Here is a 16,909-nt window from a genome sequence, read left to right on the forward strand (position 1 = left end):
AAAACCGTCTAAACCACTATTTTTGCAGCTGGGCCTATATTCAGGGCGTTTTTAGAAGTCCTCGTCAATGGAATCAACCTCAGGTAGCAAGGGGGCCAGGTCTGGAAGTTTATCCAAGGAATCGACGCCCAAAAGTTCAAGCAGGAGCTCAGTGGTGGCATAGCGGTGGGCGCCGGTTGATTCCTCAATATCTACTTCGCGCACCAAGCCACGCAGCTGGAGTGTACGCATAACGCCATCTACATTTACTCCGCGCACTGCTGAAATTTGGGAACGGGTTACCGGCTGCCGGTAGGCCACCACTGCAAGTGTTTCCAGGGCTGCGCGAGAAAGCCTGGTTTGGTTACCGTCTAGCAAAAATTGCTCCACGATATCGGCATTTTCGGGGCGCGTGTAATAGCGCCAACCCTCTGCAGTTTCCCGGAGGTCAATGCCACTTCCCCGCTCATTTAGCTCGGTGGCCATCTCTTGCAGAATACCGGTGGCAGCGGCAGTCTCAATGCCCAGTACGCGGGCCAAGGTGCTGGCTGGAACAGGTGAATCAACCACCAACAAAATTGATTCCAGCCGGGAACGGGTTTGAGGAATCAAACTCATGGCTGGAATCAATGCGGGGTCAAAGTCAGTCATGGACTGTGAGTTTACCCTGTGCCGGTGGCCTTAAATTGTTTGAGCTTAGGCAATGGGACGCTGGTTGATGGGATTACCCCATTCAGCCCAGGAACCGTCATAAACCACAACGTCTTCATAGCCGGCCACAACTGCAGCAAGTGCATCAACGCAAGCAGTAACGCCTGATCCACAGCTAAAGACTAAGGACTTAGCGTTATGGGTGGAGGTTTGGAAAAGCTCACGCAATTGTGCTGGTGGGCGCAAAAGACCGCTTTCATCAACCACATCGCCAAAAGGAATGTTGACGCTGCCGGGAATGGATCCCTTTTTCAGGCCCGGTCGTGGTTCTTCCTCAACACCGGAAAAACGTCCGGCTGTGCGGGCATCCACCACTGCTTTGCTGGAGCGGGCAATCGCGCTTTCCACACCATTTGCACCGACCAACAACTCCGGGCGTGGAGTTGCGGTGATCTTGCCACGCTGCACGGGAGTAACCAAAGGCTTGAGCTCCAGGCCGGCGGCTTCCCAGGCTGGCAGGCCACCATCAAGTACACCAATATTTTCAAGGCCTGCTACCCGCAATAGCCACCACACGCGCGGTGCCACCATCAAGCCCTGGCGGTCATAAACCACCACGGTGGTGTCATCGCTAATGCCATAGCTCTCCAGCAAACCTTGAAGATTGCCAGGCACGGTGTGTGGCAAGGCGGCGGATTGATCAGAGAAATCTGCTTCAAGATCTGCCAGGAATGCACCGGGAATTCCGGCTTCTTGCGCCTGCTCTGCATCATTCATTGCAGCGCACAACACCACCAGGTTGTCCTGGCCTAGATGTTCAGCAAGCCAGCTCACGGTAACTACCGGACCATCTGGGTAGTACGGACTTAGCGGGGCATGATCATGCTCTGTCGGGGATGAATATACAGAAGTCATAACCACCTATCCTAGTGCTTAAGACCACTAAAAATGCTTATTTTGGGTGAAGATCACGCGATTTTATTCACCTTTTCACAGAATTATGAATCCCCTACCCTGTATTTCACCCAGGTAGACCACCCTAAACCGGGGCTAAGAATCAAGGCTGTTTTTGCTAAAAGAATTGCCAAGAACTAAGAAAATTATTTGATCCAGCATACAATTAGATAATTTTCGTGAGAGTGGTCACATAAGCGGTGGTTGATGTTCTAACATTTCTCCATGGCTACGATTACACGCACAGACAGGCTAATCCTGGTTCCCCTTACCGTGGAACTTGAGGACGAAGCTCACCAGATTTACTCAGACAACCGCCTCTGGGAGCACCGTCCCCAGGCTCGCCACACTGAGCTCAAAGAAACCCGTGAGATCATCAAACGCACTCACGAAAGCTGGAAGCAAAAAGATCTCGGCCCTTGGGGTGTGTATTTGCGCGAGCGTCCCGCAGAGTTAGTGGGTGTCGGCGGCGTTGAGCTCATCGATGGCAAGGTATGGGACCTGAAATATCGCCTGCGCCCTGATCTCTGGGGTAACGGGTATGCCACCGAGATCTCTAATGCGGCAACCCTTGCCACCAAGCGTATCGACGAAACCCTCCCGCTCACCGCTCGAGTTACCACCAACCACCCCGCATCCTTCCGAATTTTGGAGAAGCTCGGTTTAAGCCCAGTATGGGAAGGTCGCCGTGTGGGCACCGAGAACGACCCCAATGAGCCGAATGTGCGCATCTACTCTGATCGCCCACTTAGCGATGACATTCTTGAACTGCTCAAGAACCGTCCATAACAGTGTGGCTGGCTGCAGGGGGTGAATTATTGCCAATCGCTTGCAGCCACCACAGCCGGATCAACTTCTTTTCCGGTCCATGCCACTTTAAGCTCGCCGAGCGGTTCTTCCTGGACTGTCTCAATTGCGCGAGCTTTATAGAGTTCTAGCAGCGCCAAGAAGCGACCCACCACTTCCATTGACACCGTGCAATCGCGGGTGAGCAGCTGGAAAGTAAGAAAATGATCAATACCCGCAAGTTTGAGGGTGCTCAAAATCTTGCCTGCTTGTTCCGGAACAGAGACCGCAACCTGGTGGATATGGTCGGTGCGCACGCCCTCAGGGGGTTTTGGCTTAAATACTGCAGCAGCTAACTCGCCAAAACTTTGCGGACTATGCCCCAAAGTCACCGGCGGTAGCAGATCAACAAATTGTGGCTCCAAGGACACTGCCCGCGGATAACGGCGTCGGGCCTCGCGCTGCCACTGCCCGAAAAGATCCGCTACCTGCTTATAGGCACGGTATTGCAGCAGGCGGGCAAAGAGCAGATCGCGAATCTCAAGGAGTTCTAGATCTTCCTCATCATCTACTTCACCGCGTGGCAAGAGGCGTGCAGTTTTTAGATCCAGCAGTGTTGCCGCCACCACGAGAAATTCCGTGACCTCATCAAGGTCACTGGTTTCACCCAATGCGCGGGTGTAGGCAATAAACTCATCGGTGACCTGCGCCAGAGCGACCTCAGTGACATCAAGCTTCTTTTTAGAGATCAGCTGCAACAGGAGGTCAAAAGGACCTTCAAAGTTTGACAGCTGGACCTTAAATCCAGCACTTTCTTCTTGCTCAGAAGCTGGCGGAGTGAGAGGTTCTGGCCCAATCGGGCCAACCTCGAGTTCTGGTGCGATATCTGTTTCGGCGACTGTAGTCATATGAATTCTTTAAAAACCTTAACCCACGCCGAAGTTGTTACCCCAGTAACATGCCCGAGTGGCTGCCACGAGGGTGGCGTCGACAAGCGGTTTAAAGCTAGTGGGCGGCGCGCTGGATGACTTCGCGGGCCAGGGTGCGGTACTGCTCGGCGCCCTGGGAGGTGGGAGCCCAGGTGATTATCGGCTCGCCGGCCACGGAGGTTTCGGGGAAACGGACGGTGCGGGTGATGACGGTATCAAAGACCTTCTCATCAAAAACCTCCACCACGCGCGACATAACCTCGCGGGCGTGGGAGGTGCGACGGTCAAACATGGTGACCAAAATGCCCAAGATCTCCAGGTCGAAGTTGAGGCGATCGGCAACCTTTTCCACGGTGTCGGTGAGCAAGGCCAAACCACGCAGGGAGAAATACTCGCACTCCATGGGGATGATCACGCCGTGGGCGCAGGCGAGCGCATTGACCGTAAGCAAGCCGAGGGAAGGCTGGCAGTCCAGGATGATGAAGTCATAATCTTTCATCACCGGGCGCAGGGCGCGGGCTAGGGTTTGCTCGCGGCCAACCTCATTAACCAGCTGGATTTCCGCAGCGGAAAGGTCAATATTGGCGGGAACCACATCAAGGTCAGGGACGGTGGTGTGGTGAATGGCCTGATCGATGGTGGAATTGTCGTCCACCATGAGGTCATAAACGGTGATATCGACGTCGTCATAACGGATCCCAAGCCCCGCTGTCAGCGCGCCCTGGGGGTCCAAGTCAACGAGCAGGACTTTACGTCCGGCCTCCGCAAGGCAGGCACCGAGGTTAATGGTGGAGGTGGTTTTGCCCACGCCGCCTTTTTGGTTTGCCATGGCGATAATGGTGGCCGGACCATGCTTTTCCAATGGTGTAATCTCCGGCAATTCACGCAGGGGTCGGCCGGTTAGTCCGACCTCCACTTTAGAAGTGTTCTGCTTCCCCGCATCACTCACAGTCAAACTCTCTTCCTTGACTCGAATTGCTCTTAATTGGCCCAGCTGCTGGCAAAAAAGCTCTTCAGGAACCTTCTGGATCCTCCGAAATCTTCCGCCAGCGGGTTTATGACCATTGCTTTGAGATAAAGAAATTATCTCGATGTCATTAACTATCTAAGACCACAATACATTCAGGATATAGACCAATTAGACATACCGTCGTCTCACACGCCGAACCCCAGGTGGCAGCTACTGCTTAGGTTGCTCTGCCTTTCTGCGCTTATTGACTGGAAAATGAGCAGAAATTAGCAAAGTAAAGGTTCTAAGGTTGACTTTTGGTGGGGTAGAAATCTGCTGCTCCTGGTGGCATTAATCCTGGCGCCAATCCTGGCACTGATCGCAACCCCTCACGTTAGCTTGCGCACGCGCTTAGGCGCGTGGATGAGACTCCCGCCAAACCTGGCGCAAATTCTCGGCACTGACATGGGTGTAGATCTGTGTCGTTGTCACCGAAGAATGCCCCAAAAGTTCTTGCACTACACGCACATCCGCACCCCCCTCAAGCAAATGGGTAGCAAAACTATGGCGGAGGGTGTGAGGCGAAATATCCTTATCCAACCCAGCCCGCTGCACCGCTTTTTTCAACACCGCCCAGGCAGATTGCCGCGAAAGAGCACCGCCACGTTGGTTTAAAAACAAGGCATGAGACTTGCCTTTGCTCAGTGCTGGACGCGCTCGTGTGAGGTAATCCTGCACTGCTTTTTTGGCCATGGATCCAAAAGGAACAATGCGTTGTTTGGAGCCTTTACCAGTAATCCGCAAAATCTCTGGACTCTCTGCCACATCATCCACCACCAACCCCACGGCCTCAGAAATACGTGCCCCGGTCCCATAAAGCACCTCGATCAGCGCACGATCGCGAATATCCATAGGCGTTGCAATATCAGAGGTAGGAATGGCATCAATAAGCGCCGTCACTTCCTCGATGCTCAAGATATCAGGCAAATGCCGGCCGGTGGCCGGTGGTGATACTTCCGCGGCCACGTCCATGTTTATCAGGCCTTCAGCGAGCGCAAATTTATGCAGACCGCGCGCCACGATGAGGGCGCGCCCAGCCGAGGACGCCGACAAAGGCTGCCGCCCATCCACCCCGCGCCGCAAATCCTTCACATAATTTTCCACATGCGCAGTGGTGACTTCCCCGAGCTCGCTAATTCCGGCCTGCTCCAGCCACTCCACATAGCGCGCGCAATCGCGACGATAACTGCTGAGCGTATTAGCCGACAGTCCCCGCTCCACGGCCAAATGTGTGATCCAGGTTTTTACAGTGTTGTCGAGATTCACAGCTTTTTCATGTCCGGCACACTGCCGCGTGCTTTTCGACGCTCCGCCAGTGCGGTTGGTCGGTAAGGGAAAGGTGCGTCTGTTGGCCGCGCTGTCGCGCGTCCTGCAAGAACTGCGTCGGCAGCCAAAATGCCACCAATGGCCACAGAGTTAGCCAAACCACCATCAAAGACCATGGCTACTGCTTCTTCCAGGGGAACCCACTGGAAAACCATATCGGCTTCTTCATCGCCAGTAATCTCTGGGCGCGGAATGCTCTCAAGATCTTGGGCTAGATACACCCGGATTGTTTCATCGCAAAAACCTGGTGAGGTGATCAGATCAGTGAGTACCGACCAGGTATTGGCTTTAAGCCCAGCTTCTTCCATGAGCTCACGCTGAGCTCCGATGAGTGCATCCTCATCGGCGATGTCCAATAAGCCTGCGGGAAGTTCCCACAGACGATCTCCCACAGAATGGCGGTATTGGTGCACCATGGCGATTTTTTCACCATCAAAGGCCACCACCGCCACTGCTCCAAAGTGCTCGACGATCTCTCGCCAGGCAGTGGTGCCACCCGGCATGATGAGAGTATCCCGCCGCACACTCAAAATTGGCGATTCCAAAAGGAGTTCTGTGTCAGTCACAGTGAACTCATGGGTACCTGGAGCTGTTTCATGTGAAGTCATGGACACATTGTAGAACTATGAACGCTGACTTAGCTCAAGAGCGGTCTTAACAAGGCCGACAAAGAGTGGGTGTGCGTGGGTTGGGCGGGACTTGTATTCAGGGTGTGCCTGGGTGGCAACCAAGAATGGGTGCACCTCCTTGGGGTACTCCACGAACTCCACCAATTGGCCATCAGGTGAGGTACCAGAGAAGATGAGGTCGGATCCTTCTTCAATCTGACCGCGGTAGGCGTTGTTTACCTCGTAGCGGTGACGGTGACGCTCAGAAACCTCGGTGGTGCCATAAAGCTCGGATACTAGAGAACCCTCGCGCAGAGTTGCAGGGTAAGCGCCCAAACGCATGGTGCCGCCCAAGTCAGCTTCGCCGGAAACAGCAGCCTTCTGCTCTTCCATAGTGGCGATAACTGGCTGCTCTGCCTCTGGATCAAACTCAGTTGAGGAAGCATTTTCCAGGCCAGCCTGGCGGGCAGCTTCAATAACGGTGCACTGCAAACCAAGGCAGAGGCCTAGCAGTGGAACCTTGTGCTCACGAGCGTAAGTGATGGCGCCGATTTTTCCTTCAATGCCGCGAATACCAAAGCCACCTGGGATGACTACAGCATCAACGTTTTGGAGGGCGCGCTGCGCACCTGCAGGGGTTTCACAATCATCAGAGGCAATCCACTTGATGTTGGTCTTGGTCCAGTTTGCGTAGCCTGCTGCGCGCACTGCCTCAACCACGGATAGGTAAGCATCTGGCAGGTCAATGTACTTGCCGACGATGCCCACGTTGATTTCGTGCTTAGGGTTGTTCACGCGGTCGATCAGGTTGTGCCAGCTGGTCCAGTCCACATCGCGGAATGGCAGGCCAAGGCGACGGATGATGAAGGTATCCAGGTGTTCGCGGTAAAGCACATCTGGAATGTTGTAGATGGAGCTTGAGTCAGGGCAAGAAACAACGCCCTCGGTCTCCACGTCGCACATCATGGCGATCTTGTCTTTAAGTCCCTCTGGAACCTCACGGTCACAACGTAGGACCAGAGCATCAGGCAAAATACCGATGCCACGTAGCTCAGATACGGAGTGCTGGGTGGGCTTGGTCTTAAGCTCACCAGAGGTTGCCAGGTATGGAACCAAAGAGCAGTGAATGAAGAAGCAGTTGTCGCGGCCAATTTCATGGCGAACCTGACGTGCAGCTTCCAAGAATGGCTGGGACTCGATGTCACCCACGGTCCCACCAACCTCAGAAATTACGACGTCTGGCACGTTGCCATTGGCATCTGGTGCGCCCATGGCAAGGATACGAGCCTTAATTTCATCGGTGATATGTGGAATGACCTGGACAGTTTTGCCCAAGTATTCACCGCGGCGCTCCTTGGCGATAACGGTGGAGTACACCTTGCCGGTAGTGACGTTGGCGTTGAGGGTCAGGTTGCGATCTAAGAAACGCTCGTAGTGGCCCAGGTCAAGGTCGGTCTCAGCGCCATCTTCGGTAACAAAGACCTCACCATGCTCAAAAGGATTCATGGTGCCGGGGTCGACGTTGAGGTATGGGTCCAGCTTCTGCATGGTGACCGAGAGGCCTCGGGCGATAAGTAGCTGTCCAAGGCTGGCAGCGGTTAGGCCTTTGCCCAAGGAGGACACAACGCCGCCGGTGACGAAAATGTGCTTGGTGGTACGCGTATTGCGTGGTGAGGTCATGAGATTCAGGGACCTTCCTATATCAACCAGAGCTCAGTATTGTTGCTGAGCTTTGGCGGTGCGGTGAACTTAAACGAATGGTGTGTTCAAACTGCCGGCACGTGGCCACGGTCCCCGCCGTTTTTCAACGATGAATGAGTTTTGCGTTCTGGGAGAAAAATGGTCCAGAAAACAAAAAATCCGCAGTGAAAAACTCGGCGAAGTTTCCGACTTTTCAAACCTACGGAACCCCAGCATAACACACCTGAGTTAGATGTAAATAACTGCTGCTAGAGGCAATAAAATGGCAGTTTTACCTATCACTTAATAGATGAAGTTTTGGAACCAAAAAAGCACCGAAATCCAAACCTAGATTTCGGTGCTTTGGGGCGCTAGCGCGGTTAAGGGGTGGTTACCTCTACCCCACCATTATCCGTGGTCTCAGCGGTTTCGGTGGACTCGGTGGCTGGCGCTGGGCTGAGACCATCCAAGGATGGGCTTGCAGCTTCAGCCGATGCAGCTGAGCCATAGGCGCCAGAACGGCCTGCAAGCTCATCTCTAGCGGAGAGGACTGTGGCCATCTTGCCCCAAGTGCGATCAAGGGAATCCACGGTAGAGACCTTGGAGGCACTGTCAGGATTGGCACGCAAACGTCCAATGACACCGGTATCAGAGGCGGTGAGAATGCGGCCTGCAACAACCACTCCGGATCCCTTGGAATCAAGCGCGCGGGCGAACATAGCTTGGGTTTCTGCAGCAAAGGCGCCATCGCCGGTGCCGTCGTTATTAGCAGTGATAAAAACAACTACCTGACCGGGCAAAATTGTGCCATCGGCGTAGGAAATATAACCACTATCGCGCAATACATTTAGCAGCAGGCCACGCTCAGCGGTGCTGGCTAGTGGTTCCCCTGTTTCCGGATTGAGCATGAGTCCGGCGGCAAGTGCTTCGCCGGCATGGGTACCTGGGTCAAGCTGAGTTTCAGATAGCTGGGCACCCGCTGGCAAGGTGTTTGCCACGATGGATTTCAGCTGATCAGCACCGTCTTGAGAGAAGAAAGAATCCTCTAGGGTGATGGTGCCTGCATCAATTGCGCCAGCTTGGCCAAGCAGCCAAGAAACATCATCAATATCAGATTGCTCTGCGTCGGCGGTGTGCATAATCAGCACTGGTCGATCGGTGAGGGTGCCAACCACCATATCTTCCACAATGTGGTCGATAATGCTATCGGCTTGATCTGCCTGTACTGCATTGACCTCTGCTTCAAGCTGTGCAGCTTTAAGATCTTCCGAGGTTGGTGCGTTGGGATCGGTGCTGTCGGGAAGATTGGGTGCCAGTACATAGGTTCCCAGTGCTACGCCGGCTGCGAGTCCAAAAGCGATGCCAGCAATTGCGGTGGCAGTTCTTGCGCTCTTTTTAGCCATGGTGAAAATTCAACCCCGATTTCTTTATTTGAACCAACCCTGGACTGTTAGCGCGAAGCTATTCCAGGTGACAATGAGGTTGTCTACAAAGGATCCACCACCGGCTGTGCCAGCGATGACAATAATGACTGCTACTGCAACCAAAATGCCGAGCAGCGCCCACAGCCAGGCAAAACTTTCGGAAGTTCGGACATTATAAAGATCTGCGATCACAGACCCGTCGACAAGCTTGGTCCCCACCTTCGCACGGGTGAGCAGCGCTGCGGGGTCGGCGTCCTCGTGCCCGGCAAAGACGTCATCAAGGGCGACGGGGCCGCCCACATTCACGATCATCTGGGGGTTGTGGTAGTTGGCAAGCAACAGAGCCAAGTCGGTTGCTGAGCTTACCGACGAGGGGAAGGTCATCGCGCCAATGCCGAGGTCTTGAATGCGTTCCAAACCAACAGTGTGGCCGTCTGGATCCGCTGGCAAAATTACGTGCGCGCCGCTGCGAAGAGCGTCAGCGCCAATGCCGGTGGGATTACCCACGATAAGAGCTGGCTTATATCCCAGCTCCACCAGGGTGTCTGCTGCCCCATCAACACCGATGAGTACTGGTTCATATTCGCGGATGAAATTGCGTAGTTCTTTGAGCTTGGTGCGGTGATTGTTGCCCGGGCTAACGACGAGCACCTTTTTGCCTTCGATGGTATTGCCTGCATCTGGGATGCCAAGGCCATCAATGAGCAAAGGCGCTTCAGAGTGAATGAACTGGATGGTATTGCCAAAATAGGCTTCCATATGGTCCAGCAAGGACTGCTGAGCTTCCGCAAAAGACTTTTCCGCTGCTGCAGCGCTGACTTCAGTGCCAGAAGCGATCAAACGCTCACCTAGGAAAAGCTGTCCCTCATCGGTGAGTCGACCTTTTTTGCCTTCTTTAATGCCGTCGAGGATCTCAGCACCAAAACCTTCAACGAGGATAATTCCGGCGTCGAGAAGCATTTGGGGCCCGAAGTTGGGCACTGCCCCGGTGGTGAACCGGGAAATATTGAGTACTGCTGCGGGGCGGGCAGCGAGTAGACGTTGGGCAAAAGCCCGGGAGAGATCTGGTGCATCAATAATGGCGAGATCGCCTTCGGAGAGACGCTTGAACCCCTTACCTTCGGTGGTGCAATTGCGAATAGCACCTTGCAGGCCAGGCAGGTCGGCATTGCGGTTGAACAGACTCATAGCCCCCATTGTGCGGGCAAAGTCTCAACCATCGGTGGAGGCGCGCCCAAAAAATTGCGCAGTTTCAATGGATTTTTGGGGCGCCTGCGAAAGTTTTTAGGCACTTGCTGCCAGCAGTTCCCTATTTTCACTGGCGCAAATATCCTCCTTCTCCCTTTGGGCACGTTCCAGCAGCTCGGTAGCGTGGGCGCGGCCAGTGGCGGTGTCCTCCAAGCCTGCGAGCATGCGGGACAGCTCCTCAATGCGACGTTCATAACTTAAGGTTTCTACGCCTGAGGTGACTGCGGTTTCATGCACATCCTTGGCTACGTGCAGGTGGGTATCAGCGTAGGCCGCAACCTGTGGCAAGTGAGTCACCACAATGACCTGGTTGGCAGTGGCCAAACGGGCCAGGCGCCTGCCAATTTCTACAGCTGCGCGGCCACCCACACCAGCATCAACCTCGTCAAAGACCAAGGTGGTACCGGTGGTTCCAGCGGACAAGATTACTTCCAGTGCCAACATCACACGGGAAAGTTCACCACCAGAGGCAGAAGATGCCAAGGGGCGTGGTTGCGCTAAGGCATTGGCTGCAAGCTGGAATTCCACTTGGTCACTGCCGGTTGGGCCAGGCGCTACTGGGCGAATATCCACCACAAAGCGGGCTTTTTGCATTGCTAGGCCTTGTAGTTCCGTGGTTACAGTATCGCCAAGCTTCTTGGCTGCCTTCACCCTTAAGGCAGAAAGCTTCTTAGCAGCCTTATTCATAGCTACCTCAGCCTTTTTGAGGTCTTCTTTGAGTTTGTCCAGGGCTTCAGTAGAAATATCGATGCTTTCGAGCCGCACCTGTGCTTTTTGCTGCCAGGTGATTACGCCATCAATATCGCCGGCGTACTTGCGGGTAAGCAACTTTAGTTGCTGCTGGCGGGTTAGTAGCTCATCCAGCGCCTGTGGATCTGCGGGGAGATCAGAGAGGAAACTTCCCAGTTCCATTGATACTTCGCTGAGCATGGAGGTAATTTCACCCAGCTGCACCGATAATGCCTTCAGGGTCGGATCGTCACTGCTCGCAAGGGCAGATTCTGCCTGTCCCAGCTGATCTGAGGCAGATTCCTGCTCGTCGTCAAAGCCCTGGGAGCCCCCCATGGCTTCACTCAAGGAGCTGGCGCCATCAATGGCTGCAAGCGCATTAGCGGCCTGTTCGCGGAGGCTATCCACATCCTGCAACCTGCGGATTTGCAGCAGGAGTTCCTTATCTTCGCCTGGCTGGGGCGCCACCTGTTCAATTTCGTTAATGGCAAATTGCAGGCGATCAACTTCTTGGGCAAGTTCCCGGCGGCTGGAAATGCGCTTTTCCAAGTCGCGGTGCAAAGACTTCCAGGTGAGGTACTTAGCGCCATAAATTTTGCGTAGTTCCACCAACTGGGGATCAAAACGGTCTAAAGCATCAAGCTGACGGTCCGCAGAGAGCAAACGCAATTGATCATTTTGGCCATGAATGGTGAGCAGCTCATCGGAAAACTCTGAGAGGGTTGCAGCAGGTACTGCCCTACCGCCAAGGTGCGCCCTGGAGCGACCATTAGCGTTTACAGATCGAACTGCTAAAAACTCTCCATTTTCATCTGCAGCGCCACCGGCGTTCGAAACTATTCCGGTTGCACGTTCGACAATGTCTCCCGGGACACCTTCGGTAATAAAACGGCCTTCAACAACTGCTTGAGGGGAACCGGTACGCACTCGTGATGCGTCCGCACGGCCTCCGCACAATAGGCGAAGACCCGTCACAACCATGGTTTTACCTGCACCGGTTTCACCGGTTAGCACGGTAAGCCCCGAGCTGAACTCAGCTGAGGCGGCTGGAATCACTCCAAGGTTTTCAATGGCGATGTCTGCGAGCATGCCTCAAAGTGTACAACAAAACACGGACATTCATGCGAACATCCGTGCTACTTGTTCGAAAAATTTTCGAACTACCCCGCTGAGCTGCGATCTTCTAAATCGGCAGTTTTATGGGGACCACGCCAACCCACCACCGGCAGGTGCAATTTATTAACTAAACGGTCAGCAAAAGGCGAGGAATCAAGCCGGACCCACAGCACCGGGCGTGTACCGCGGGATACCTCCACGCGCGAACCTGGTGGCATGGGGAGCTGACGGCAACCATCCATTACGGCAATTGCCGGCGAGGTATCTGGTTTGGACTCCACCGCTACCGCCGATTTAGGGCTAACAACCAGCGGTTTTGTAAAGAGCGCGTGAGCGTTATTAGGAACCACCAAAATCGCATCCAGCTCTGGCCACAGCACTGGCCCGCCCGCAGAAAAGGCATAAGCCGTGGAACCAGTAGGGGTGGAAATCAGCACACCATCGCAGCCAAAGGAGGCCACGGGGCGTTCATCCACTTCCAGGGTGGCATCCAAAACACCACGTCGATTGATATTTTCAATGCTGACTTCATTAAGCGCCCAACCGCGTCCAATTTCGGCGAGTTTAGCGTCTCGAATCACCAAATCTAGGGTCATACGATCTTCAACTCGGTAGTCACAATCAACCACACGTTTGATGGCTTCCTCTAATGAATCAGACTCCCATTCAGCAAGGAATCCCACATGGCCCAAATTGATGCCCAGCACCGGAAGGTCATGGGCATGCGCCATATCAGCAGCACGCAAAAATGTGCCGTCACCACCCAATACTAGAACCAGCTCAATTCCGGCGGCAGCGGCTTCATCGGTGGGGTGAACCTGTCGATAATTTCCCAACACCGGATGCAGAGCGATTGGATCATCCTCTGAATTGACCAGAACGCGAACTTCAATACCGGAGCTACTGAGGAGCTCAGCTGCTAGAACTGCCGACTCAATATTTGAGGTGCGTCCCGTATGTGGAACTAAAAGAACGGAGCGTTGTTGGGCTGCGCTCATTGGTGAGCTCATTATTGCGGACCTTCTTCCACTGCTTTAATGATCATCTCATGCAATTGTGCAGCATCGGGCATGGTTTTGCCCCCATCTTTGACCAACCATAGGAAGTATTCCACGTTTCCTGAAGGCCCTGGCAATGGAGAAGCAACCACAGCCTTCAAGCTCAAACCAAGGGTAGCTGCAAATTCAGCAATATCCTGGGTAACTTCCGCACGCAGCTGTGGCGAACGCACCACTCCACCACTGCCCAAACGTTCTTTACCCACCTCAAATTGAGGCTTGACCATAGGCAAAAGGTCCGCGCCTTCACTTAAGACAGCAGCAATCGCAGGCAGCGTGAGCTTCAAAGAAATAAAGGAAAGATCGCCGACCATCATGTCGCATTCACCGCCGGTATCTTCCAGCGTCATATAGCGAATATTGGTGCGATCAACCACGCGCACGCGGTCATCATTTTGCAGGCGCCAAATCAACTGACCATATCCGACGTCCACGGCGACCACTTCAGATGCTTCTCGACGCAGCAAAACGTCCGTAAACCCACCGGTTGACGCACCGGCATCTAGTACGCGGCGGCTCTTGACATTAAGCCCTGCGGGTTCGAAAGCTTCCAACGCACCCAAAAGCTTATGGGCCCCACGAGAAGCCCAGTTTTCACTGGTGTCTTCTTCTACGCGAATGGATACCTCTGGTTCCACTACGGTTGCGGGTTTTAGCGCCAAAATGCCTGCTACATATACACGTTGCCCACGAATCATCTCCACAGCGTGTTCCCTGGAGCGCGCAATCTTGCGGCGAACTAGTTCTGCATCCAATCTTCTGCGTGCGACCATCTAGGGTTATTCTTCTTTCTTCATTCCACGTGTGGATTTTAAGACAAAGCTTCATTGAGGATGCGGTGTGCCTCTTCTAAATTGGCAGCCTCCGATTTAAGGGTGTTCGCTGGCCTGCTCAAGACCTCATTTACCTGAGCGGCAATCTGTGCGGGATCAGCCGATTGGCGTGGATCCAGGGGCTTTGGAGCTACCACCAGGCCTCCAAGGCCTTCTCCGCTGCTGGCGATTGCGCAACCACCGCGTTAACCGGCTGGGCTGCTGCCCAGGCAGCAGCCAGGACAGTGCGCAGCGCGTGCATGGGGTCGCCTGACTCCCCGCCACGCAAGACCACAGTGGCGCCGTCGACAAGCGCCTCAAAGCCACCCTGGGCACCAGGCCGCAGGGAATTGGGGTCGCTATAAAGGTCGGCAAGGGAGGTGCCAATAAAGGTGGGGCGCTTATCGACGGAGGCGAATGCGAGATCATAAAATCCACTGACGCCAGTTAGCACTTGGAAGGTATCCATGCCAGCTGCGTTTCCGCCCGCAATATCGGTGTCGAGGCGATCGCCAACTGCAAGTGGCTTGGTTGATTTAAGAATTTCGGCTGCGGCATAGAACATGGCCGGGCCAGGCTTTCCTGCCGATTCTGGGGATACGCCGGTGGCATGAACCACGGCTGCCACCATGGAGCCATTGCCGACATGAAGTCCGCGTTCCATGGGCAAAGTGGAGTCCAAGTTGGAGGCAAAATAGCGGGCACCCTGCGCAATGGCTAGTGCAGCTTCACTAAGTTGAGCCCATCCAGTTTCAGGATTATGGCCATGCAGCACAGCGGAAGGTTGATCATCAGCGGAGCTAACAACCTCAAAACCAGCGGCTACGGCCAATTCCCTAAATGAATCGGTGCCGAGAATGAGCACCTTTGATCCGGCTGGAATCTTTTGAGCAGCCATCCGGACCGCTGCTTGAGCAGAGGTCATCACGGAGTCCGCGGTCGCGTCAGCCAAACCAATATTCTGCAATTGTTGCGCCACTACTTGGGGCGCTCGCGAGGCATTATTGGTGACATACATGACCGGCAAGCCGGAGTTGGAAATGGATTCCACTGCGTGGTCAATGGCGCGTCCACCTTCATAAACGGTGCCATCCAGATCCAGCAAAAGGCTGTCGTACTCCGTGATTAGACTCATAAACTCATAGTCTAGTTGTTACCCTTATCGAGCTGCTCAATACGCTCCAGTGCATTCAAGAATTCATCCTCATCCAGGTCTGCCGCATGCTGGAACCACTCACGTGCTTCATCACTACGACCAGCCAAAACCAGGGCGTCACCATATGCATAGGACAAACGGGACTGTGTAAAACCGGTAGAGGTCAAGCTTGGGTTCACGCGCTGCAGCTCGATAACTGCGGCCTCATGCTGGCCCAAATCATGGCGCGCACCGGCAACAACGATGGCGAGCTCGATGAGGTTATCCTCATCCAATTCACTAACATCTTCAGAACGAGCAAGCTCAATAGCCTTTTCCGGGCGACCAAGACCGCGTTCGCAGTCAGCCATAACAGCCAAAAGACCAGGTCCGCCGGACATTCTGCGGGCAGCGCGCAGCTCGGAAAGGGCTTCTTTCCACTCACCTGCGTGATAAGCAACAATGCCATTGGTTTCGCGGACAACAGAGATGCGTCCGGCACGATCCTTCGCCGCACGAGCATGGCGCAAAGCTAGCTTTGGATCATCAGAAAGCCAAGTGGCAGCCATGATCATGTGCTTAGCTACAGCATCAGCATTGTCCTTGGACAGCACACGCAGATCCTGCAACACCATTGGATCAAGATCCTTGATATCAATATCACCTGGAAGATCAGGTTCATTGATACGGGTGTTTAGGCGCTCTTCGCGGAAGCCGGCACGCTGCGGATTGATGGAATCGCGCTGGGCATCGCGTCCACCACGGTTTGCATGGCTGCGCTGATCGCGGCCACCGGGGCGTCCACCACGATCTGAACGACCGCCATCGCGACGGTCATCACGCTTTTCATAGCGACGTTCACCATCACGGCCTTGTGCTGGGCCACGACGGTCATCACGACGATCGTCCCTGCGATCATCGCGGCGGTCGTCTCCACGGTAGGAGCTACGACCTTGTGCACCACGATCATTGCGATCATTACGTGCATATGGGCGATCGCCACGTGGACGGTCCGAGCTGGACCCGCGATTATCGTCGCGATCTCCGCGGTAGCCGCGGTCATCGCGACGCTCGCCGGTTGAGGATCGGTCCGAACGATATCCGTCACGGTTACGATTCTCATAACGGCCAGCTCCGGTTCCGGAGCGCTGGCGATCATCACGGGAACGATCGGAGGAACCACCGCGATAACTTCCACGCTCGCGAGAATCACCATTGTCGGATGGGCGACGTGAATTTCCACGATCATCGTTTGATCGTCCACCGCGGTAACCGCCACGGTCGCCACGAGGTGCGCGGCTTCCTGAACGGTCATTGTCGCGTGGGCGATCGAAATTATCAGCCATGTTGTTCCTTCATTAGAGAACCGAGTAAAGACTTTATTATAGAACGACAAAAAGAGTGTGACCCAATGGGAGGGATATAAACACCTCTACCATTGAATCACACTCTTTCCATTTCACTT

General features: G+C 54.4%; 16 protein-coding genes. 1 reads left to right on the forward strand and 15 read right to left on the reverse strand.

All coding sequences use genetic code 11. The features are described 5' to 3' along the window. Positions 1-51: 51 nt before the first annotated feature. Both scpB and SFC07_RS08715 read right to left on the reverse strand, forming a co-directional pair. Positions 52-630 carry an SMC-Scp complex subunit ScpB gene (gene scpB / locus SFC07_RS08710; protein WP_411207843.1) on the reverse strand — a complete coding sequence of 193 codons (579 nt, stop codon included), beginning with the start codon at positions 628-630 and terminating at the stop codon, positions 52-54. A 45-nt stretch (positions 631-675) separates the two neighbouring features. Continuing rightward, positions 676-1,545, reverse strand: coding sequence for a sulfurtransferase (locus SFC07_RS08715; protein WP_411207844.1), 870 nt, complete (start codon positions 1,543-1,545; stop codon positions 676-678). A 264-nt stretch (positions 1,546-1,809) separates the two neighbouring features. Here SFC07_RS08715 and SFC07_RS08720 point away from each other — a divergent pair, with 264 nt between their 5' ends. Further along, complete coding sequence (locus SFC07_RS08720; protein WP_411207845.1) at positions 1,810-2,373, forward strand: GNAT family N-acetyltransferase; 564 nt, start codon at positions 1,810-1,812, stop codon at positions 2,371-2,373. A gap of 26 nt (positions 2,374-2,399) precedes the next feature. On the opposite strand, the gene SFC07_RS08725 is transcribed toward SFC07_RS08720, so the two are convergent. The 13 genes from SFC07_RS08725 to SFC07_RS08785 form a co-directional block, all read right to left on the reverse strand. Continuing rightward, on the reverse strand, positions 2,400-3,278 hold the full coding sequence (locus SFC07_RS08725; RefSeq protein WP_411207846.1) for a segregation and condensation protein A: 879 nt from the start codon (positions 3,276-3,278) through the stop codon (positions 2,400-2,402). Between the two features lie 97 nt (positions 3,279-3,375). Further along, complete coding sequence (locus tag SFC07_RS08730) at positions 3,376-4,248, reverse strand: ParA family protein (RefSeq protein WP_411207847.1); 873 nt, start codon at positions 4,246-4,248, stop codon at positions 3,376-3,378. Between the two features lie 411 nt (positions 4,249-4,659). Then, on the reverse strand, positions 4,660-5,574 hold the full coding sequence (xerD, locus tag SFC07_RS08735; RefSeq protein WP_411207848.1) for a site-specific tyrosine recombinase XerD: 915 nt from the start codon (positions 5,572-5,574) through the stop codon (positions 4,660-4,662). After that, the gene (locus tag SFC07_RS08740) at positions 5,571-6,242 is read right to left on the reverse strand and encodes an NUDIX domain-containing protein (RefSeq protein WP_411207849.1); all 672 of its coding nucleotides are present in this window, start codon (positions 6,240-6,242) and stop codon (positions 5,571-5,573) included. The genes xerD and SFC07_RS08740 overlap by 4 nt, the downstream gene beginning before the upstream one ends. Positions 6,243-6,257: 15 nt before the next feature. Continuing rightward, positions 6,258-7,922, reverse strand: a complete 1,665-nt coding sequence (locus tag SFC07_RS08745) for a CTP synthase (protein WP_411207850.1) — start codon at positions 7,920-7,922, stop codon at positions 6,258-6,260. A gap of 380 nt (positions 7,923-8,302) precedes the next feature. Further along, the gene (locus SFC07_RS08750; RefSeq protein ID WP_411207851.1) at positions 8,303-9,325 is read right to left on the reverse strand and encodes a copper transporter; all 1,023 of its coding nucleotides are present in this window, start codon (positions 9,323-9,325) and stop codon (positions 8,303-8,305) included. A gap of 24 nt (positions 9,326-9,349) precedes the next feature. After that, positions 9,350-10,543: a putative cytokinetic ring protein SteA gene (gene steA / locus SFC07_RS08755; protein WP_411207852.1), complete on the reverse strand. Its 1,194-nt coding sequence runs from the start codon at positions 10,541-10,543 to the stop codon at positions 9,350-9,352. An 87-nt stretch (positions 10,544-10,630) separates the two neighbouring features. Next, entirely contained in the window at positions 10,631-12,412 is a 1,782-nt protein-coding gene (recN, locus tag SFC07_RS08760; protein ID WP_411207853.1) for a DNA repair protein RecN, read from the reverse strand. Between the two features lie 71 nt (positions 12,413-12,483). Continuing rightward, on the reverse strand, positions 12,484-13,449 hold the full coding sequence (locus tag SFC07_RS08765) for an NAD kinase (RefSeq protein ID WP_411207854.1): 966 nt from the start codon (positions 13,447-13,449) through the stop codon (positions 12,484-12,486). Next, the gene (locus SFC07_RS08770) at positions 13,449-14,270 is read right to left on the reverse strand and encodes a TlyA family RNA methyltransferase (protein ID WP_411207855.1); all 822 of its coding nucleotides are present in this window, start codon (positions 14,268-14,270) and stop codon (positions 13,449-13,451) included. The genes SFC07_RS08765 and SFC07_RS08770 overlap by 1 nt, the downstream gene beginning before the upstream one ends. 38 nt (positions 14,271-14,308) lie before the next feature. After that, the gene (locus tag SFC07_RS08775; RefSeq protein WP_411207856.1) at positions 14,309-14,467 is read right to left on the reverse strand and encodes a hypothetical protein; all 159 of its coding nucleotides are present in this window, start codon (positions 14,465-14,467) and stop codon (positions 14,309-14,311) included. Then, entirely contained in the window at positions 14,461-15,444 is a 984-nt protein-coding gene (locus tag SFC07_RS08780; protein ID WP_411207857.1) for an HAD-IIA family hydrolase, read from the reverse strand. Before SFC07_RS08780 ends, SFC07_RS08775 begins: the two co-directional genes overlap by 7 nt. Positions 15,445-15,455: 11 nt before the next feature. Then, positions 15,456-16,790, reverse strand: coding sequence for a hypothetical protein (locus tag SFC07_RS08785; protein WP_411207858.1), 1,335 nt, complete (start codon positions 16,788-16,790; stop codon positions 15,456-15,458). Between the last annotated feature and the right edge of the window lie 119 nt (positions 16,791-16,909).

This window comes from Corynebacterium callunae, from assembly GCF_046592015.1.
In the GTDB taxonomy this organism is placed as follows: Bacteria; Actinomycetota; Actinomycetes; order Mycobacteriales; family Mycobacteriaceae; genus Corynebacterium; species Corynebacterium callunae_A.